At 71.2% G+C, this 18,568-nt stretch carries 19 protein-coding genes; 8 read left to right on the top strand and 11 right to left on the bottom strand.

Features of this window, described 5'->3' with window-relative positions:
- Positions 1 to 34: 34 nt before the first annotated feature.
- Together ADL01_RS38715 and ADL01_RS38710 are read left to right on the top strand one after the other, a co-directional pair.
- A complete protein-coding gene (locus tag ADL01_RS38715; protein ID WP_053746773.1) occupies positions 35 to 946 on the top strand; it encodes an ABC transporter ATP-binding protein in 912 nt (303 codons plus the stop codon).
- On the top strand, positions 943 to 1,614 hold the full coding sequence (locus tag ADL01_RS38710; protein WP_053746772.1) for a hypothetical protein: 672 nt from the start codon (positions 943 to 945) through the stop codon (positions 1,612 to 1,614). The genes ADL01_RS38715 and ADL01_RS38710 overlap by 4 nt, the downstream gene beginning before the upstream one ends.
- Positions 1,615 to 1,861: 247 nt before the next feature.
- On the opposite strand, the gene ADL01_RS38705 is transcribed toward ADL01_RS38710, so the two are convergent.
- The 6 genes from ADL01_RS38705 to zapE all read right to left on the bottom strand — a co-directional run bounded on the left by ADL01_RS38705 (position 1,862) and on the right by zapE (position 8,096).
- The gene (locus ADL01_RS38705) at positions 1,862 to 3,232 is read right to left on the bottom strand and encodes a serine/threonine-protein kinase (RefSeq protein ID WP_053746771.1); all 1,371 of its coding nucleotides are present in this window, start codon (positions 3,230 to 3,232) and stop codon (positions 1,862 to 1,864) included.
- Positions 3,233 to 3,331: 99 nt separating this feature from the next.
- Entirely contained in the window at positions 3,332 to 4,123 is a 792-nt protein-coding gene (locus ADL01_RS38700) for a slipin family protein (RefSeq protein WP_053746770.1), read from the bottom strand.
- A 126-nt stretch (positions 4,124 to 4,249) separates the two neighbouring features.
- The gene (locus ADL01_RS38695; RefSeq protein ID WP_053746769.1) at positions 4,250 to 5,719 is read right to left on the bottom strand and encodes a SulP family inorganic anion transporter; all 1,470 of its coding nucleotides are present in this window, start codon (positions 5,717 to 5,719) and stop codon (positions 4,250 to 4,252) included.
- 8 nt (positions 5,720 to 5,727) lie between these two features.
- Positions 5,728 to 6,312 carry a carbonic anhydrase gene (locus ADL01_RS38690; protein ID WP_053746768.1) on the bottom strand — a complete coding sequence of 195 codons (585 nt, stop codon included), beginning with the start codon at positions 6,310 to 6,312 and terminating at the stop codon, positions 5,728 to 5,730.
- Positions 6,313 to 6,390: 78 nt separating this feature from the next.
- Positions 6,391 to 6,789 (bottom strand): hypothetical protein, encoded by a 399-nt coding sequence (locus ADL01_RS38685; protein ID WP_053746767.1) that lies wholly within the window; start codon positions 6,787 to 6,789, stop codon positions 6,391 to 6,393.
- Positions 6,790 to 6,989: 200 nt separating this feature from the next.
- A complete protein-coding gene (zapE, locus tag ADL01_RS38680) occupies positions 6,990 to 8,096 on the bottom strand; it encodes a cell division protein ZapE (RefSeq protein WP_053746766.1) in 1,107 nt (368 codons plus the stop codon).
- 217 nt (positions 8,097 to 8,313) lie between these two features.
- Here zapE and ADL01_RS38675 point away from each other — a divergent pair, with 217 nt between their 5' ends.
- From ADL01_RS38675 to ADL01_RS38650, 6 genes are all read left to right on the top strand, one after another.
- On the top strand, positions 8,314 to 9,150 hold the full coding sequence (locus ADL01_RS38675) for a pyrimidine reductase family protein (protein WP_053746765.1): 837 nt from the start codon (positions 8,314 to 8,316) through the stop codon (positions 9,148 to 9,150).
- A gap of 156 nt (positions 9,151 to 9,306) precedes the next feature.
- A complete protein-coding gene (locus ADL01_RS38670) occupies positions 9,307 to 9,780 on the top strand; it encodes an indole-3-glycerol phosphate synthase (protein ID WP_107091113.1) in 474 nt (157 codons plus the stop codon).
- 170 nt (positions 9,781 to 9,950) lie between these two features.
- Positions 9,951 to 11,339: a UDP-N-acetylmuramate--L-alanine ligase gene (gene murC / locus ADL01_RS38665; protein ID WP_199835096.1), complete on the top strand. Its 1,389-nt coding sequence runs from the start codon at positions 9,951 to 9,953 to the stop codon at positions 11,337 to 11,339.
- Positions 11,340 to 11,383: 44 nt separating this feature from the next.
- Complete coding sequence (gene msrB, locus ADL01_RS38660) at positions 11,384 to 11,791, top strand: peptide-methionine (R)-S-oxide reductase MsrB (protein ID WP_053746763.1); 408 nt, start codon at positions 11,384 to 11,386, stop codon at positions 11,789 to 11,791.
- A 137-nt stretch (positions 11,792 to 11,928) separates the two neighbouring features.
- On the top strand, positions 11,929 to 13,083 hold the full coding sequence (locus tag ADL01_RS38655; protein WP_053746762.1) for a M20 family metallopeptidase: 1,155 nt from the start codon (positions 11,929 to 11,931) through the stop codon (positions 13,081 to 13,083).
- Between the two features lie 54 nt (positions 13,084 to 13,137).
- Positions 13,138 to 13,326 carry a hypothetical protein gene (locus tag ADL01_RS38650; protein WP_053746761.1) on the top strand — a complete coding sequence of 63 codons (189 nt, stop codon included), beginning with the start codon at positions 13,138 to 13,140 and terminating at the stop codon, positions 13,324 to 13,326.
- A gap of 45 nt (positions 13,327 to 13,371) precedes the next feature.
- On the opposite strand, the gene ADL01_RS38645 is transcribed toward ADL01_RS38650, so the two are convergent.
- The 5 genes from ADL01_RS38645 to ADL01_RS38625 form a co-directional block, all read right to left on the bottom strand.
- Entirely contained in the window at positions 13,372 to 13,971 is a 600-nt protein-coding gene (locus tag ADL01_RS38645) for a GTP-binding protein (RefSeq protein ID WP_053746760.1), read from the bottom strand.
- Positions 13,958 to 14,314 (bottom strand): DUF742 domain-containing protein, encoded by a 357-nt coding sequence (locus ADL01_RS38640; RefSeq protein ID WP_053746759.1) that lies wholly within the window; start codon positions 14,312 to 14,314, stop codon positions 13,958 to 13,960. Before ADL01_RS38640 ends, ADL01_RS38645 begins: the two co-directional genes overlap by 14 nt.
- A gap of 1 nt (position 14,315) precedes the next feature.
- Positions 14,316 to 14,741 (bottom strand): roadblock/LC7 domain-containing protein, encoded by a 426-nt coding sequence (locus ADL01_RS38635; protein ID WP_053746758.1) that lies wholly within the window; start codon positions 14,739 to 14,741, stop codon positions 14,316 to 14,318.
- 14 nt (positions 14,742 to 14,755) lie between these two features.
- Positions 14,756 to 17,191 (bottom strand): nitrate- and nitrite sensing domain-containing protein, encoded by a 2,436-nt coding sequence (locus tag ADL01_RS38630; protein ID WP_053746757.1) that lies wholly within the window; start codon positions 17,189 to 17,191, stop codon positions 14,756 to 14,758.
- A 272-nt stretch (positions 17,192 to 17,463) separates the two neighbouring features.
- Complete coding sequence (locus tag ADL01_RS38625; RefSeq protein ID WP_053746756.1) at positions 17,464 to 18,477, bottom strand: substrate-binding domain-containing protein; 1,014 nt, start codon at positions 18,475 to 18,477, stop codon at positions 17,464 to 17,466.
- Positions 18,478 to 18,568: the final 91 nt, after the last annotated feature.

The raw sequence follows: 18,568 nt of genomic DNA, 5'->3' as shown, positions 1-18,568 counted from the left end.
GATCGGTTCTTCCGGGGGAGAGGACGGAGGCCGGATGCGCCAGGAACGTCGACTTGACGGGGTGGGCCGCCGCTACGGCATACGCGGCCCCTGGGTCCTGCGCGGCGTCGACCTGACGCTCACGCCCGGCACCCTCACCCGTATCGAGGGCGCCAACGGCACCGGCAAGTCCACGCTCCTGCGCGTCCTCGCCGGCATCGACGCCCCCACGGAGGGCACCCTCAGCGGCCGCCCGCGCACCGCGTACGTCCCGGAACGCTTCCCGGCGACGCTCCCCTTCACCGCCCACGGCTACCTCACGCATCTGGGCGCCGTGCACGGACTGTCCCGTACGGCCGCCGCCCGCGCCGCCGACGAGTGGCTGGAGCGGCTCGGCGCCGCCGCGTACGCCCGGACGCCCATGGCACAGCTGTCGAAGGGCAGCAGCCAGAAGGTCGCCGTCGCGCAGGCCCTGCTCGCCGACCCCGAGCTGCTCGTCCTCGACGAGGCGTGGACGGGCCTCGACACCGCCGCCCGGGCCGAGTTGGAGCGGGTCGTCGCCGAACGGACCGCGTCCGGCGCCTCGGTGGTGTTCGTCGACCATGACCCGGGCCGCCTGGCGGGGGTGCCCGACGCGACCTACACCGTGACGGAGGGCGGCCTCGACCGCCGTACCGCACAAGCCGGTTCACCCGTACCCGGCGGCCCCCACCTGGTCGTCGAGGCCCAGGGGCCGCCGGGCGCGGTACCCCCGGCCGAGGCGCTGAAGTGGACTGCGTCGAGCACGGAGACCGAGGCGCCGGGCGGCCACCGGCTCACCGTCCCCCGTACCCACTCGGACGTCGTACTGCGCGCCCTGCTCACGGCCCGCCCGCCCTGGCACGTGGTCAGCGTCAGCCCCACAACGCCCGAAACACCCGCCGACGTACCCGCCGCCCCCCTCGCCACGGACGAGAGCCACCGATGACCGCCCTCCTGCGTTACCAGGCCGACCTGCTCGTCCGTTCGCAGCGCTGGCTGCCGCCGTTCATCCTGTACGCGGTCTTCCTGGGCGTCGGGGTGCAGGGCGGGCAGCCGGTGCTCGACTCGCTCGGGTACGCCTCGGCGGCCCTTCTGCCGGTGGCCGCCTGGCTGGTGCGGATCTGCGCGGCCAATGAGCCGCCCGCCGCCCGCGCCGCCGTCGCCGCGGCCGCCGGTCCCGGGCGGGCGCACCTCGCCTGTCTCCTGGTGGCACTGGCCGCCGCCGCGGGGCTCGGCACGGTCGCGACCGTCCTGGTGACCCTGATCAGCGACCCCGCGAGCGCCGACCACCAGGTACGAGTGGAACTGCTCCCGGCAGGGGCCGCCGGACTGCTCGCGGCCCTCGTGTGCGCCCTGCTCGGCACGGCCGTCGGCGCGCTCACGACCTGGCCACTGCTGCGCTCCCCCGGCCGGGCGGTCCCCGCGATGATGCTCGGCGCGCTGCTGGCGATGGTGGTGACGGGATCCCCGGCGAAGTCGGCGATCACGTCCCTGGTGACCGGCTCGCGCTCGGGCAACGTCCCGGTGCCCCTGCTGCCGCTGGCCGTGGCAGCGCTGCTCACGCTGGCGGCGACCGCCGTGGCCTGTGCCCTCACCTCACGCCGCTCACCCTGAACAGGCGGTGCGCTGCGCCTCCTGCCACTCACACACGGGGCACAGGGTGATCCCCTTCCGGGACGCCGGATACTCGGTCGTCTCCCGACACAGCACACACTCCGCGTACACCTCGGGCTCGTCACTCATGTCACCAGCGTAGGCCGGTCGCGTACGGGGCGAGGAGGCGCGCCCTGGCCTGAGCCACGGGCGGGGTCGGCGAGCCCGGCGGCCTTGTTCACGGGCCCGCCCGGGGAGGACCCGGCGGCTACCGGCGCGTGCAGTGCCCGGTGGGACTGGTGGCGGGCGGGAAACACTGGTCGGCGAAGTCGGCGGCGCTGGTGCTCAGGTACCGGCCCATGCAGGTGTTCGGGGTCGTCAGCCCGCGCTCGCCGCAGAAGGTCACGGCGGCACGGCCGTCCGCGAACGGGCCGGGAGCGTAGATCACCCAGTAACCCGGGCGCAGGGACGCGTACGTGTCGCTGCGCACGAGCACCGCCTCCGGTACGGACTTCCTGACCTCGGCGAGCCGGGCGTCGCGGACGGCGGTCCCGGAGCCGACCGGCTCGGAGTGGAGCTGGGCGATCCAGCGGCCGGCCGGCGCGGCCGGCGAGGTTCCCGAACCGGCCACCGGGCCCCGGTCGCCGTCCGTCGTGTTCCCGTGGAGGACGCGCAGGGTGACGAAGAGAGCGGCGACGGCGACGACCACCCCGAGTACGGCGGACAGGACGACCCGGTTACGGCGGTACGGCGACGGCAGGGGCCGCCCTGAGCCCTCCGCGAGGTGCCCCTCGGGCCGGGGAGCGGTCAGCGTCCGCTCGACGGACCCCGTGGTCTCGCCCGCCGCCGCCCGCTCCAGCATCGCCGCCAGACGGGCCGGGTCCGGGCGGGCCGCCGGGTCCCGTTCGAGCAGCGCCTCGAGTACGGGGGTCAGCGGGCCGGAGCGGGACGGCGGCGGGACGTCGGACTCCAGGACCGCGGCCAGTGTCGTGAGCGAGGTCTCGCGGCGCAGGGGGCTCACGCCCTCCACGCACACGTACAGCACGACCCCCAGGGACCACAGGTCGGACGCCGGGTCGTCGGAGGGGCCGCGGATGCGTTCCGGGGCGATGTACTCGGGGGAGCCGATGAGTTCGCCGGTCATCGTCAGGGCCGTCGCGCCCTGGAGCGCGGCGATCCCGAAGTCGGTGAGGACGGCGCTCCCGTCGTGGCGCAGCAGGATGTTCGCCGGTTTCACGTCCCGGTGCTGGACACCCGCGGCGTGCGCGGCGCGCAGCGCCTCCAGTACCTGGCCGCCGATCCGCGCCGCCTCCACCGGTGTCAGCGGGCCCGATTCCAGGCGTTTGTCGAGCGGGACGCCGGACACGAGCTCCATGACGATCCAGGGATGCGGGTCTTCCTCGATGATCTGATGGACCGTCACCACATGTGCGTGGTTGAGCCGGGCGAGCGCCCGCGCCTCGCGCAGCACCCGCTCCCGTACGACATCGGTCGCCGCCGCGTCGGACCGTACCGCCTTCAACGCGACCTCGCGGTGCAGCACGACGTCGCGGGCCCGCCACACCGTGCCCATCCCGCCACTGCCGAGCCGCTCCAGCAGCTCGAAACGGCCGTCGATCAGGTCCCCCGGAACGTTCATGGCGGACAGATTATGGCCTGCCCGCCATGTTCTCTTCAGGGGGCGACCGTTACGGACCCAGGAGAGTCCGGGCCCCGGGAACCACGCGCGTAGCGTGCCTCACTCGGGTGATCCGTCCGGAGGCGGCTGCTGGGTCTGGGCCCGTTCCAGGAATCGGAGGAGCTCCACCGGGAAGGGCAGGACGAGCGTCGAGTTCTTCTCGGCCGCGACCGCCACCACCGTCTGGAGCAGCCGGAGTTGGAGCGCGGCGGGCTGCTCGGACATCACCCCGGCGGCCTCCGCGAGCTTCTTCGAGGCCTGCAGCTCGGCGTCCGCGTTGATGACCCGCGCCCGGCGTTCCCGGTCGGCCTCGGCCTGGCGGGCCATCGAGCGCTTCATCGTGTCCGGCAGGGAGACGTCCTTGATCTCGACCCGGTCGATCTGCACGCCCCAGCCGATGGCCGGGCTGTCGATCATCAGCTCCAGGCCCTGGTTGAGCTTCTCCCGGTTGGAGAGGAGGTCGTCCAGGTCGCTCTTGCCGATGATGGACCGCAGCGAGGTCTGCGCCATCTGCGAGACCGCGAACCGGTAGTCCTCGACCTGGATGATCGCGTTCGCCGCGTCGACGACCTTGAAGTAGACGACCGCGTCCACGCGCACGGTCACGTTGTCCCGGGTGATGCCCTCCTGGGCCGGGATCGGCAGCGTGACGATCTGCATGTTGACCTTGTGCAACCGGTCCGCCAACGGGACCACCAGCGTGAAACCGGGCGGCCGTACGTCTCCGGTGAGGCGGCCGAGCCGGAAGACGACCCCGCGTTCGTACTGCTTGACGACCCGCGCCGCCGCCCCGACGTAGACAAGCGCGGCGCTTGCGGCTGCTACGCCCGCGACCAGCAGCTCCTGAAGCATGGCGACGACCTCTCGCAGCCGTCCGACACGTGCCTGTAGGCACCCTTAACAAACGATATGCCCGGTCCGGGGCTCAGGTCGAGCCCCGGACCGGGCAGCCGCATACGCGGAGGCTTACGCGGAGATTTACGGTGTGGTCGTCATCATCCTGACGGGTTCCGTGCCGGCCGCGCTGTGCCGTTCCGCCCAGTTCTCCAGGGCCGTGCGGCACGCGTGGTCCAGGTGGTGCAGGCCCGACAGGTCCAGCTCTATCGGCCGGTCCTGGGGCAGCGCCTCCAGGCTGTCGAGGATCTTCGGCAGCCGCAGGAAGGTCGCGTTGCCCGACAGATGCGCCTGGACGGGCCCGGCGCCCTTGTCGATGACCTCCAGCTTGAGGTGCGAGGCTTCCCAGGCGGTCTTGCCCACGGACAGGGCGAGACCGATCAGCACGCCCTCGAACATGTTCACCGACACGATCGCCACGGCCGTGACCACCAGGATCAGCGCCTCACCCCGGTGCTCACGCCAGAGCGAGACAACGCCGCGCAGGGGGATGAGCTTCCAGCCGGCGTGGACGAGTATGCCCGCCAGCGCGGGCAGCGGTATGAGCGCCAGCGCGCCGGGCAGAAGCGCCGCGAACAGCAGCAGCCACACACCGTGCATCACCCGGGACGCCTTCGTCCGCGCACCCGCCTGGACGTTCGCCGAGCTGCGCACGATCACCGCGGTCATCGGCAGCGCGCCCAGCAGACCGCACACACTGTTGCCGACGCCCTGCGCCAGCAGTTCCTTGTCGTACTGGGTGCGCGGGCCGTCGTGCAGCCGGTCCACCGCGGCGGCGCTGAACAGGCTCTCGGCGGACGCGATCAGCGTGAACGCGACGACGGTGCCGATCACGCTCAGGCTCGCCAGTTCCCCGAAGGCGCCGAGCCCGGGCAGCTGGACGGCGTCCAGCAGGCCCTTCACCTCGACGGTGCCCACCGGCAGGTCGAAGACGAGGGTGACGGCGGTCGCCAGGACCACTGCGGCGAGTGCCCCCGGCACCGCCCGCACCTTCTGGGGCAGCCGCTGCCAGAGCACGATCACGGCTATCGTGCCCGCGCCGACCGCGAGCGAGGTCAGCGCGGTGGTGCTCCCGACCGCCTTCGCGGCGGCGTCGGGCAGTCCGATGATCTTGTCGAGTCCGGCGGCCGGCGCCTTCAGCCCGGCTGCCGCATACAGCTGCCCGGCGATGATCACCAGCCCGATTCCGGCCAGCATGCCCTCGACGACGGACACCGATATGGCCCGGAACCAGCGCCCAAGTTTCAGGGCGCCCATGGTGACCTGGAGCAGCCCGGCGGCGAGAACGATCACCCCGAGCGCGGGCAGCCCGTGCTCCCGCACGGCCTCGAAGACCAGCACGGTGAGGCCGGCGGCGGGCCCGGACACCTGGAGGCTGCTGCCCGGCAGGAGCCCGGTGACGATACCGCCCACGATGCCGGTGATCAGGCCGAGTTCGGCCGGTACGCCGGAGGCGACGGCGACACCCACGCAGAGCGGCAGGGCGACCAGAAACACGACGAGCGAGGCGGCGAAGTCCTGCCGCAGATGAGGGGCCTTGGCAAATATGGTCATGGCGGCCCTCACAGCGCTTCGAACGCGTCGGTGGCGTCGTGGTGTTCGCGTACGGACCCGGTGTGCACCTCGTAGTACCAGCCGCGCAACCGCAGTTGACCCTTCGCCAGGCGTTGTTCCACGCACGGGTAGGAGCGCAGCCGCAACAGCTGTGTCAGGACGTGGTTCTGGACGGCCGAGGCGACCGTCGGGTCGTCGGTGTCGGACGAGGCCCCGGGTTCGTCGGCGGCGTGTGCGAGCCAGTCGCGTACGGCGGGTACGGCGGTGAGGTCGTCGCCGCGCACCAGGGCGCCGACGGCACCGCAGTGCGAGTGGCCGCAGACCACGATGTCGCTGACGCCGAGGACCTCCACGGCGTACTCGATGGTGGCGGCCTCGCCGGTGGGGCTGGCGGAGGCGTAGGGGGGAACGATGTTGCCCGCGGTGCGCAGCTCGAAGAGCTCTCCGGGCCTGGCGCCTGTGATCAGGGCCGGCACGACTCGGGAATCGGAGCAGGTGATGAACAGCACCTGGGGGGACTGGCCTTGGGCCAGTTCGGCGAACTCCTCAGGGCGCTGTCCGAAGGTACGGGCGTTCTCGATGAGGGGCTGCATGTGGTGACTCCTCCTGGCGCGCCTCGATGGCGCGTCGGACTTACATGACAGAGCGTGGGGGGTGGGGAGGGTCCGCTGTCAGCAGCGGAACACCTGGAGCGTGGCCGGGGTGTGCGCGGTCAGCGATCTGGGTGCTTGATGGAGAGGCGTGACGCGCGTTTCCGGTTCGTGCGGAGCGGCGGGGTCCAGGGCGAGCGGCGGGCGCTCGGGCAGTTCGGGACCCGCGTGGACGAGGCGATGCCGGTCGCGGATACGCAGGGGGGAGCTGGGGTGCTCGGAGCGACCGTCATCACCGCAGGTGACGTGCTCGTCGCGCAGGGCCTCCACCCGAGGTTTGTTTCTGGGCTCGGTCTTGGCCTCGACGTGACGGGCTGTGTGCACGGATGCGAAGGACGCACTGGGGGCGAAGAACTGGAGGGTCAGCAGGGCGGCGGCGAGGAGTGAAATCACCGTGCGGGCCGTGGCGCCACGGAACATGTGCCCCCCTCCAGGCTCTTCGCGGCTCTCGAACGCGTAAATGGATGGTCAATCGCTGGTCAAGAAACACGTTAACCCTGCGAACTTGTTTGCAGGGTTAACTTAACGTTTCGTGCTGAAGAGAGCGTGAAAAGCGTGGGTGGGATGGCGCGAACTAGCCCTTGACCTGCGCTGGTTCATCTGGTTGGCGGGCAACGGCCTCAGGCGTGTTGCACGAGGCCCTTGGCGTCGCGGGCCAGTGCGGTCAGCCGGGAGATCGCGCGGAAGTACTTCTTGCGGTAGCCGCCGTTCAGCATCTCCTCGCTGAACAACTGGTCGAAGGGCAGCCCGGAGGCGAGCACCGGCACCTCGCGGTCGTACAGCCGGTCGGCGAGCACGACGAGCCGCAGCGCCGTCGACTGGTCGGGAACCGGCCGTACGTCGGTGAGGCACACGGCCCGCAGCCCGTCCGTGAGGGCGCCGTAGCGGCTGGGGTGCACGCGCGCGAGGTGGTCGAGGAGGTGCGGGAAGTCGTCGAGCGACGCGCCCTCGGTGGCGTACGCCGCCTTGGTCACCTGCTCCTCGGAGTACGGCGCCGGGGCCTCGGGCAGTCCCCGGTGGCGGTAGTCCTCGCCGTCGATGCGCAGCGCGCGGAAGTGGGCGGACAGGCCCTGGATCTCGCGCAGGAAGTCGGCCGACGCGAACCGGCCCTCACCGAGCTTGCCCGGCAGGGTGTTCGAGGTGGCGGCGAGCGCGACGCCCGCGTCGACGAGTTTGCCCAGCAGGGTCGAGACGAGGACGGTGTCGCCCGGGTCGTCCAGTTCGAACTCGTCGATGCACAGCAGCCGGTGTCCGGACAGGGTCTGGACGGTCTTCTGGAAGCCGAGGGCGCCGACCAGGTTCGTCAGCTCCACGAAGGTGCCGAAGGCCTTGAGCGCGGGCTCGGCCGGGGTCGCGTGCCAGAGGGAGGCGAGGAGGTGGGTCTTGCCGACGCCGTAACCGCCGTCGAGGTAGACGCCACGGGGACCGGCCGGCACCTTGGACGCCCTGGCCTTCCCGAACCCGAAGAACCCCCGCCTGCCGCCCCCCAGGGCGTGCGCCCCGCCGAGGCCGGCCGCGAAGCCGTCGAGGACCCGCACGGCCTCGGGCTGGCTGGGCTGGTTCGGGTCCGGGATGTACGTATCGAAGCGCACCGAGTCGAACCGGGGCGGCGGCACCATCTCGGCGACCAGCCGGTCTGCGGGGACGTGCGGTTCACGCACGCACAGCGACAGTGGGCCCGTGGCGGCTATCGGGTCGAAATGGGGGCCAGTGGCGGTGGTGTGCACGGTTCACCATGCTAGGGCCTGTCCGGTGGGCCCAGTCGGTCCGGAGGGGCGGTGGGCGGCGGTGGGGCGCGGGGGTCTTCTCCCGTCAAGCGACGGCCGGGTGCGGAGGCGATGGAGTCAAAAATCCTGACAAACGGGGTGAATGGATGTGCCGGACCCCGTGATCCCGGGTCCGGCCCCCCGGACAGGCCCTCGGTGCCGTGCCAGACTGCCTGGCATGCGACGCCTGTTCCCTGTGACCGAAGAGACAGCGGCCGAGGCCTCAGGAGGGGCCGTGGATGCCGGTGACGCCGGTGGTCCACCCCGGGGTGCCGGGGCGGCCGACCGCGAGTGGAGCCTGGACGAGCTGGCCGCCGCCTATGCCTACCCCGAACAGACGAACGGGCGCCAGGAAGTCTGGCTGCGCGCCAACATGGTGTCCACGCTCGACGGCGCGGCCCAGCACGACGGTCGCTCCCAGCCCATCTCGTCAGCCGCGGACATGCGGATCTTCGGCACCCTGCGGCAACTGGCGGACGTGGTCCTCGTCGGTGCGGAAACGGTACGCCAGGAGGGTTATCGGCCGGTACGCGCGCGTGCGGAGTTCGCCGCGGCCCGGGAGGCGGCCGGACAGGCGGAGGTCGCGGCGGTCGCCATCGTCAGCGCGAGTCTGGAACTGGACTACTCGCTCCCGCTGTTCACCTCGCCCCTCGTTCCCACCCTGATCCTCACGGGCGCCGCGGCCGCGCCCGAGAAGGTCGCCGCCGCCGAGAAGGCGGGCGCCCAGGTGGTCGTCGCCGGTGACGGCATGGGTGTGGACCCGGCGCGCGCCGTGCGGGCCCTGGCCGACCTGGGGCACCACCGGCTGCTGGCCGAGGGCGGGCCCCGGCTGCTGGGGCAACTGGTGGCGGCCGGTGTGCTCGACGAGCTGTGCCTGACGATCTCCCCGATGCTCACCGTGGGGGACGCCCAGCGGATCTCGGGCGGGCCCTCGGTGGGGGTCCCCCGGCACTTCGAATTGGTGTCCTTGCTGGAGGAGGCCGGCTTCCTGTTCAGCCGGTATCGCCGCTCCTGACCCGTGGAGGCCCCGTCGTACCGACACGATGCGGAACCTCTCGTTCCGTTTGACTTTCGCTGGGCACACTAAATTTCGCAGCCCTCGTGCGATCACGGGGCAGGCTGGTTTCAGCAGGGGCCTACGAACGGCCCACGGAGGAGAAGGGCGCCTGTCGTGTTCACAAGCGTACTGATGATCGAGAAGGCCCTGACATCCGCCGACGTGGAGTTCGTCACCACCTTGCACGGTGAGGAGGGGGTGGCCTTCCATGTACTGCTCCAGCCCCGTGGTGATCAGGCCGACCGGCTGCTGCGGGCCATCGACGACATCGCCCTGGGCGAGCTCGACGAGGCGGCGCACGAAGGGGAGACCCCCGAGGGCGATGACGCGACGGCGATGGGGGAGAAGGCGCTGGAGGTGTCGCTGGCCGCGCTGCGGGTGGCGGGGCACGAGGCGGACGGGCAGATCGTCGAGGATCATCCGCTCGACGCGTTGCGGGGGTTGGTGGACGAGATCGAGGCGGACGAGGTCATCGTGCTGACCGATCCCCACTACGTGGAGGAGTTCTTCCACCGGGACTGGGCCTCGCGGGCTCGGCACAAGGTGGGAGTGCCGGTGCTGAAGTTGTTCTCGCACAGCAAGGCGTAGTTCTTCGGGTGCGGGTCCGCTGTGGCTGGTCGCGCCCACGCGGCGGGGCCGCATATCGATACAGCCCCGCGCCCCTGGGTGGGTGTCCGCCGCGTCCCTCGTTAAGTGCTGCCAGTCGTGGCCAATAGGCTGGGGGTTCAGCTTCGTACCGCATCTGGGGAGAAACGCACATGGCACCCGGCCTTCCTTCCGCCATGGACCGACCGCACTTCATCGGCATCGGCGGCGCCGGAATGTCGGGGATCGCGAAGATCCTCGCGCAGCGTGGCGCCGTCGTGGCCGGCAGTGACGCCAAGGAGTCCGAGACCGCCGCGGCGCTTCGCGCGCTCGGCGCGACCGTGCACATCGGGCACGCGGCCGGGCATCTGGCCGACGACGCCACCTGTGTCGTCGTCTCCTCCGCGATCCGCGCGGACAACCCGGAGCTGGCGCGGGCGGCGGAGCTGGGCATTCCCGTGGTCCACCGTTCGGACGCGCTCGCCCGGCTGATGGACGGCCTGCGGCCGATCGCGGTCGCCGGCACCCATGGCAAGACGACCACGACGTCGATGCTGGCGGTGTCGCTGGGCGAGCTGGGACTGAACCCCTCGTACGCGATCGGCGGCGACCTCGACGCCCCCGGCTCGAACGCCCTGCACGGCGACGGCGACATCTTCGTGGCCGAGGCGGACGAATCGGACCGCAGCTTCCACAAGTACGCGCCCGAGGTCGCGATCATCCTCAACGTCGAACTCGACCACCACGCCAACTACGCCTCCATGGACGAGATCTACGAGTCCTTCGAGACGTTCGCGGGCCGGATCGTCCCCGGCGGGACCCTGGTGATCTCCGCCGACCACGAGGGCGCCCGCGAGCTCACGCGGCGCCTGCCGGACTCCGTGCGGGTGGTGACGTACGGGGAGTCGGCGGACGCGGACGTGCGGGTGCTGTCCGTCGTACCGCAGGGGCTGAAGAGTGAGGTGACCGTCGAGCTGGACGGGGCTCCGCTCACCTTCACGGTGTCGGTTCCCGGCCGGCACTACGCGCACAACGCGGTGGCCGCGCTGGCGGCGGGCGTCGCGCTGGGCGTGCCGGCGGGTGAGCTGGCCCCAGCCCTGGCCTCGTACACGGGTGTGAAGCGGCGGCTCCAGCTGAAGGGCGAGGCGGCGGGCGTCCAGGTCATCGACTCCTACGCCCACCATCCGACCGAGATGACGGCGGACCTGGAGGCGATGCGGGCGGCGGTCGGCGAGGCGCGCATCCTGGTCGTCTTCCAGCCGCACCTCTTCTCCCGTACCCAGGAGCTGGGCAAGGAAATGGGGCAGTCCCTGGCGCTGGCGGACGCATCGGTGGTCCTCGACATCTACCCGGCCCGTGAGGACCCGATCCCCGGCGTGACGAGCACGCTGATCATCGACGCGGCGCGGGCCGCGGGCGCCGACGTGACGGCCCTGTCCGACAAGGCGGAGGTGCCCGAAACCGTCGCGGGAATGGCGAAGCCCGGTGATCTCGTTCTCACCATGGGCGCGGGTGATGTGACGGACCTGGGCCCGCGGATCCTGGACCGCCTGGCGCGGTGACATTCGCGGTTCCGCAGTGACTTCGCAGTAAGGGGCTGAGCTTCATGTCGTACGACGTCGAAAAGCCGGACGAGCAGTGGCGTGCGGAGCTGACGCCGGCCGAGTACGCGGTCCTGCGTCAGGCCGGCACGGAACCCGCCTTCGTGGGTGAGTACACGGACACCAAGGCGAAGGGCGTCTACTCCTGCCGGGCCTGTGGTGCCGAACTGTTCACCTCGGACACGAAGTTCGAGTCGCACTGCGGCTGGCCGAGCTTCTTCGACCCGAAGGACACCGACGCGGTGGAACTGCTGTCGGACCGGACCCACGGCATGGTGCGGACCGAGGTGCGGTGTGCGCGGTGCGGGTCGCACCTCGGGCACGTGTTCGAGGGTGAGGGTTATCCGACCCCGACCGACCAGCGGTACTGCATCAACAGCATCTCGTTGCGGCTGACGGCCGACGAGGGCTGAGCACCGGGACGCGACATGGGGCTGGGGTCCTGCCGTGAGACGGCAGGGCCCCAGCGCCGTTCACCGGCGGCCGCGGCCATGGTTCCCCGGGTTTGTGGGTAGCTACCGGGTTTGCCACGTCGTCCGAGGAGCTGCCCGTGTCGCTGCACGACATCATGTCCCTGGCCCGCACCGCCCTGCCCGAGATGACCGACGACCTGCGGGCGCTGGTCGAGTACGAGACCCCCAGCGACGACAAGGAACTGCTGTCCGCCGGTCTCGCCGCCATCGAGGACTGGGCGCACCGGCGACTCGGCCCGCCGGACGACACCGTGCGCCACGACGGCGGTGAACACGGCGACGTCCTGGAGCTCCTCTACCGGGGCACGTCCGAGGCGACGGTGCTGCTTCTGGCCCACTACGACACCGTGTGGCCGGTCGGCACCCTCGCCGAGTGGCCGTTCACCGTGACGGACGACGGCCGGGTGAGCGCGCCGGGCGCCTTCGACATGAAGTGCGGCCTGGTGCAGGCGGTCTGGGCGCTGCGCCTGATGCGCGAACGGAATCTGCCGCGCCCGACGGTACGCCTGCTCCTCAACGGCGACGAGGAGATCGGCAGCCCGTTCTCCCGGCCGCACATCGAGCGGCTCAGCGAGCACGCGGCGGCCACGCTGGTGTGCGAGCCGGCGGCGGGTCCCGACGGGGACCTGAAAACGGCCCGCAAGGGCGTCGGCCTCTTCGAGGTGGCCGTGGAAGGGGTGGAGGCACACGCGGGCCTCGATCCGTACGGCGGCGCCAGCGCGGTGCACGCCCTGGCCGAACTGGTCACCCAGGTGGCGCAGTTGGGCTCACCCGAACTCGGCACGACGGTCAACGTCGGTGTGATCAGCGGCGGTACGGGACGCAACGTCATCGCGGGAGACGCCCGCTGCGGTGTCGACGTACGCATCGCCGACCCCGCCGAGGCGGCCCGCGTCGACACCGCACTGGCCGCCCTCACGGCCTCCGACCCACGGGTACGGGTGTCGGTCTCCGGGGGCTGGAACCGGCCGGCGATGGTGCCGACGCCGGCCTCCCAACTCCTGTTCAAACAGGCGCAGTCGGTGGCGGCCGAGCTCGGGTTGACGATCCGTGAGACCGGCGTGGGCGGGGCGAGCGACGGCAACTTCGTCTCCGCGCTGCGACGTCCGGTCCTCGACGGCCTCGGTCCCGTGGGCGGAGGTGCGCACGCACGCGGCGAACATGTGCTGCTGGATCACGTCCCCGCCCGTACCGCGCTCCTCGCGGGGCTGCTGATGGCCCACGCGGAATAGACGGACGCCCCGTACGCTGGACGTACCGTCGGCTCCAAGTGAACGGGGATCGGGATGACGTACCAGGCGAAGATCGAAACAGAGGCTCCGGAGACCGCCGAGGCGGTTCGCCAGGCCCGCTTCGGGCAGCTGCCGGAGCGGATCCGCCTCGAGGACATGGTGGGGGCGCAGCCTGCCTCGGTGCCGGATCCGGCGAAGGACACGTACAACGCGGACGAGTGGCTGGTCCGGTACTGCCTGTGAAGTGAGGTGAGGGGGGATCCGGGCCGCTGAGGTTCGCGGCGGCGATCAGCGGACGCCCGTCCCGCCCGAAGCCGCCGCGGCTATCAACTGGTCGATCAGCGCGATCAGTACGTCCCGGCACGACTCCCGGTCCCGCGCGTCGCACAGCAGCACCGGCGTGTGCGCCGGCAGTGCCAGCGACTCCCGGATCTCCTCCGGCTCGTACGGATGCTCCCCGTGGAAGCCGTTCACCCCGACGACGAACGGGATGTCCCGCCGCTCGAAGAAGTCGATCGCCGCGAAGCTCGACTCAGGCCGGCGTACGTCGATGAGGACCACGGCCCCCAGCGCGCCGATCGACAGGTCGTTCCACATGAACCAGAACCGCTGCTGTCCCGGCGTACCGAAGAGGTACAGGACCAGTTCCCGGCTGAGGGTGATACGGCCGAAGTCGAGGGCCACCGTGGTGGACTTCTTCTCCTCGATGCCGTCGAGGTCGTCGATGCCGAGGCCGGCCGCGGTGAGGGGTTCCTCGGTGCGCAGGGGCACGATCTCGCTGACCGCGCCGACCATCGTCGTCTTGCCCACGCCGAAGCCGCCGGCTATGAGGATCTTGACCGAGTCGGGCGCCGGGGTCCCGTTCACGGTCGGGTCAGAGCCGGCCAAGGCCGTCCCTCACTTTCTGGAGCAGGTCCATGTCCCTGGTGCGCGAGATGTGGCGCGGGGACCGGGCTGTGATCCGGCCGGCCTCCAGCAGGTCGCACAGCATGATGACGACCACGCTCACCGGGAGGTCGAGGTGGGCGGCGAGCTCCGCGACGACCACGGGCCGTGCGCACAGCCGCAGGATCCGGGCATGCTCGGGCTGCGGCCGCACGGCCCCGTCGGGCTGCGGATCCACGGCCGTCACCGAGGTGATCAGTGTGAAGTCGGCGCGGCTGGGCCGGGTGCGCCCCCCGGTGAGCGTGAACGGCCGTACGAGACGGCCGGCCGCGTCGCTTCCGCTCACTTCACTCGCCGGCCGCGCCGGCGACCCCGGCACGCGGGGCCGCGCTGAGGTGCTCACCGATCTTCTTCACCAGCATGTTCATCTGGTACGCCACCACGCCGACGTCCGCGCCCTGGCTGGTCAGGACCGCGAGATGGGCGCCCGGGCCGGCGGCGGTGAGGATCAGGTAGCCGTTGCGCATCTCGATCAGCGCCTGGCGCACCGGGCCGCCCCGGAAGTCCATGCTGACGCCCTTGCTGAGGCTCATCAGCCCGGACGCGGTCGCCGCGAGCCGCTCGGCGTCGTCGCGCAGGAACGCCGTGGACCGGCTGACGACCAGTCCGTCCTCGGAAAGCACGACGGCGTGGTTGACCTCGGCTACCCGGTCCACGAGTCCGGTGAGCAACTGGTCGAGCTCGGTGTGCGTGGCGGGGGTGGGGCGTGTCATTTCTCTGTCCTTCATCAGCGGTCTGCGGGCGGAGTCGAGGTGACCGGAGTGCCTGCGTCAGGGAGTTGTGCGTCGGGTTCCTGAGGCGCGATGTCCTCCCCATGGTGGTACTGCTCTTCGGCGTCGTCGTCACGGGCCTGGAGGGTTCCGCGCTGGAAACCGGCGAGCGAGGAGGCCGCGCGCTCCGCCGAGAACTCGTCGAGCGCGTCCTCCGCCAGGCTGTCGGGTTCGACGTCCTCCAGCAGTTCGGCGGCCAGACTGGTCTGCGGCACCCGGCGCGGCAGCGGGGTGAGCCCGCCCTTCCGCGCGGCGCCGCCCTGTTCGGCCTTCCGCTCACCGCTGCGGCCCGCCCCGACGAGGGCGGCCGGCCGGGGCGCGAAAGCGGCGTCGGGGGTCCGGACGCGGGCCGGGGCGGGCTGCGGCTCCCGGGTGCGCTCGTGCGGCGCGCGCTCCGCCGCGACCTGGCCGGGCGCCTGCGCGGTCGCTTCCTCCATGGCCGAGTCCGTGTCGGGCGCGGCGAGTTCGCGTACGACGACCTCGTGCGGGATCAGCACGATCGCCGTCGTACCGCCGTACGGCGAGGACCGCAGCGTGACCTGGATGCCGTGCCGGACGGCGAGGCGCGCGATCACGAACATGCCGAGGCGCAGGTCGTCGGCGAGCGCCACCACGTCGAACTTCGGGGACTGGGCGAGGTTTTCGTTGAAGGACGCGTAGTCCTCCTCGGACATGCCGAGACCGCGGTCCTCGATCTCGATGGCCAGCCCCTTGGCGACCAACGCGGTCCGTACCCCCACCGGGCTGGGCGCGGGCGAGTAGGCCGTCGCGTTGTCGATCAGCTCGGCCAGCAGATGGATGACGTCGGCCACCGCCGGCGGCGCGAGGTACACGTCCTCCTCGGTCTGCACCTCGACCCGCTGGTACTCGGCGACCTCCCCGACGGCGCTGCGCAGGATGTCGATGAGCGCGACCGGCTCGGCCCAGCTGCGGCCGGGCCGTTCACCGCTGATGATGACGAGGTTCTCCTCGTAACGGCGCAACTGGCTGGCCGTGGAGTCGAGTTCGTACAGGCCCTTGAGGATCTCCGGGTCCTGATGGGCGCGTTCCAGCGCGTCCAGCTTGGTGAGCTGGAGGTTGATCAGGTTCTGGCTCTGCCGCGCGATGCCCAGGATGATCTTCTGGAAGCCACGCCGGGTGTCGGCGAGTTCGACCGCGGTGTGTACTGCGGTGCGTTGCGCGGCGTTGAACGCCTGGGCCACCTGGCCGAGTTCGTCGTGGCCGTAGTCCAGCGGCGGGGTGGCCGACTCGACGTCGACGGTCTCGCCCCGGTTGAGCCGGGCCACCACGTCCGGCAGCCGCTCCTCGGCGAGACTCAGGGTGGCCACGCGCAGCCCGCGCAGCCGGCGGGACAGGGACCGGGTGATGCGCCAGGACAGGGCGATGCACAGCAGCAGCCCGCCGAGTCCTCCGGCGCTCAGCGCGGCAGCCTTGAGCAGCAGCGACCGTGCCTCGTCGGCGCTGCGGTCGAGCAGCCCGTGGGTCTCGTCCTGGATGAGCGAGCCGTACTGGACGCTCACCGCGGTCAACGCCGTGGACCACTGCTGTTGCCGGCGGGGCAGGGTGATCTTCTGTTCGGCACCGCCGCCGGGTGTGCCCGACGCGAGCACCTGGTCCTCGATGGCGGTCAGGGTGTGCCAGGCGGGGCTCCGCAGGATCGCCTCGGTGCGGGCCTTCGCCGAGCCGCTCAGGGACTGGATCAGCTGGTCCTCGACGACCCAGCGCCGGGCACTGACCAGCCGGACGTAGTCCTCCCACTCCGGCTGGTCGAAATGCCCCGACGGCCAGGCCACCATGAGCTGGGCGTCCTCCTGGGCGACCAGTTCGGCCGCCTGCTCCAGCGACACGAGGGGGCCGGCCTGTGAGGTGAGGTCGCCGTCGTCGACCTGGGAGAGCTCCTGGAAGGAGTGGATCTGGTTGTCGATGATCGACGAGTACTGGTCCAGCACCTGGTGGGCGGAGATGTCGGTGAGATGGTCGACCTGCCCGCGGTAGTACTCCAGGCTGCCCGTCGCCGCGATGACCGAGTACATCCGGTCCCCGATACGGTCGGGGGCCTCCTGGATGGCCCTGGTCTGGCCGACCAGTTTCGCGACCGCCGCGTCCGTCGCCTTGCGCTGCCCGTCGAGGGCGGTGCGATCACCCCTGGGCGAGGCCAGCCACTCGGCCGACAGACTGCGCTCCTTCTGCAGCGCGAGCGTGGCGTCCGTGCCCATGGCACCGGTCGCCCTGCTGAGTTGCGTCTGGTTCCGCAGCCGCAGGCCCTCCGAGAACATCTGAACCGTCGTCACACCCCACATCGCGGCGAGGGTGACGGTGGGAACCAGCGCGAGCAGGATCAGCGAGAGCCGTATGGAGCCGAGCCGGCGCCGGGCACCTTTGCGTTTAGGCATCGTCGTCCTAGGGCGATCAGCGGTGGGTGGAAGGGGGACATGGCAGGTGGGGGACGGCGACTGACGGGGGGAAACGGAACTGATGGCGGAACAGGTCAGGGTCCGCAGGATGCTATCCGTACAAGCGAACGTACGCGCCATGAGCCCCCAAAGCTTGGTGCAGCCGTTGTACGACGGTTGCCGCGCGAGAGGATTCGGGTGCGGGGCGGAAGGGGATACGGAATGACCGCGGAGGGGGCCGGAGGGGACCGGCAGGCGCGGACCGGGTGACGTCAGCGGGTGCCGTCGGCCGCGAACCTGGCGACGTCGTCGATGTTCCGTTTGGTGACGAACGCCGGCCCGGTGAGTACGGGCTTCGATCCGCCGCCGCTGAAGTTGCCGTTGGACTTGTACAGCCAGAGCGAGTCGACGGCGAGATAGCCCTGGAGGTACGGCTGCTGGTCGACGGCGAACTGCACGTCGCCGTTCCTGACGGCATTCACGATGTCGTTGTTGAGGTCGAAGGTGGCGATCTTCGCCCTGCTGCCCGACTGGCCCACCGACTTCACCGCCGAGAGCCCGAACTGCGCGCCCAGCGTGACGACTTCGTCGATGCTCGGGTCCTGTTTCAGCCGGGCCGTGATGACCGCGGTCACCTCGTCCAGGTCGGTTCCGTTCACGTACAGGTTGTCGGTCCTGCCGGCGAACGTCTTCTTGACACCGGCGCAGCGGGCCTCCAGCCCGACGTTCCCCTGCTCGTGGATGACACAGAGGGTGTGCTTGACCTTGAGCGCGTCCAGCTTGTAGCCGAGCGCCCGGCCGGCGGTGCTCTCGTCCTGGCCGAAGAACTCCAGCACGCCCGTGGAACGCCAGGCCCTGATACCCGAGTTGAGACCGACCACGGGTATCCCCGCCGCCTTCGCCCGCGAGACCGCGCTCTTCATCGCCTCCGGCTTGGCGAGGGTCAGGGCGATCCCGTCGGCCTTGTCCCTGACCGCGTCGCGCACCAGATCGGCCTGGGCGGCGGCATCGGGGTCACTCGCGTACGTCAGTTCGATGTTGTCCTTGGCGGCGGCGGCCCGCGCGCCCATCTGCACCCGCTCCCAGAAGTCGTCGCCCTTGGCTCCATGGGTGATCAGGGCGACCTTGAGCCGGGCGGTGCCGGCAGCGGCGGAGCCCATGGCGGAGTCCGACCCGTCGGAGCCCGAACAGCCGGCCGCGAGAAGGCAGACGGCAACCACGCCGGCGGCGACGGCCGTGGCGCGGGGGGATCGTGCGGAACCGGAAGAAGCGGGGGGTCTGTTCATGGGGGTGCGGCACCTCGCTGCGCGGCCGAGGAGGAGAAGGGGAGCGGGACGGGCGGGGCCGCGTGGCGGGGTGGGGGGCGCGGCCCCCCCC

Origin of the sequence: Streptomyces sp. NRRL WC-3618 (assembly GCF_001280005.1) — a bacterium.
Lineage (GTDB): Bacteria > Actinomycetota > Actinomycetes > Streptomycetales > Streptomycetaceae > Streptomyces.
This window is presented reverse-complemented; position numbering and strand designations above follow the sequence as displayed.

Coding starts and splice junctions, on each gene's coding strand:
- ADL01_RS38715 (WP_053746773.1), top strand. CDS start 35: ATGCGCCAGGAACGTCGACTTGACGGGGTGGGCCGCCGCTACGGCATA.
- ADL01_RS38710 (WP_053746772.1), top strand. CDS start 943: ATGACCGCCCTCCTGCGTTACCAGGCCGACCTGCTCGTCCGTTCGCAG.
- ADL01_RS38705 (WP_053746771.1), bottom strand. CDS start 3,232: ATGAACGTTCCGGGGGACCTGATCGACGGCCGTTTCGAGCTGCTGGAG.
- ADL01_RS38700 (WP_053746770.1), bottom strand. CDS start 4,123: ATGCTTCAGGAGCTGCTGGTCGCGGGCGTAGCAGCCGCAAGCGCCGCG.
- ADL01_RS38695 (WP_053746769.1), bottom strand. CDS start 5,719: ATGACCATATTTGCCAAGGCCCCTCATCTGCGGCAGGACTTCGCCGCC.
- ADL01_RS38690 (WP_053746768.1), bottom strand. CDS start 6,312: ATGCAGCCCCTCATCGAGAACGCCCGTACCTTCGGACAGCGCCCTGAG.
- ADL01_RS38685 (WP_053746767.1), bottom strand. CDS start 6,789: ATGTTCCGTGGCGCCACGGCCCGCACGGTGATTTCACTCCTCGCCGCC.
- ADL01_RS38675 (WP_053746765.1), top strand. CDS start 8,314: ATGCGACGCCTGTTCCCTGTGACCGAAGAGACAGCGGCCGAGGCCTCA.
- murC (WP_199835096.1), top strand. CDS start 9,951: ATGGCACCCGGCCTTCCTTCCGCCATGGACCGACCGCACTTCATCGGC.
- msrB (WP_053746763.1), top strand. CDS start 11,384: ATGTCGTACGACGTCGAAAAGCCGGACGAGCAGTGGCGTGCGGAGCTG.
- ADL01_RS38650 (WP_053746761.1), top strand. CDS start 13,138: ATGACGTACCAGGCGAAGATCGAAACAGAGGCTCCGGAGACCGCCGAG.
- ADL01_RS38635 (WP_053746758.1), bottom strand. CDS start 14,741: ATGACACGCCCCACCCCCGCCACGCACACCGAGCTCGACCAGTTGCTC.
- ADL01_RS38630 (WP_053746757.1), bottom strand. CDS start 17,191: ATGCCTAAACGCAAAGGTGCCCGGCGCCGGCTCGGCTCCATACGGCTC.
- ADL01_RS38625 (WP_053746756.1), bottom strand. CDS start 18,477: ATGAACAGACCCCCCGCTTCTTCCGGTTCCGCACGATCCCCCCGCGCC.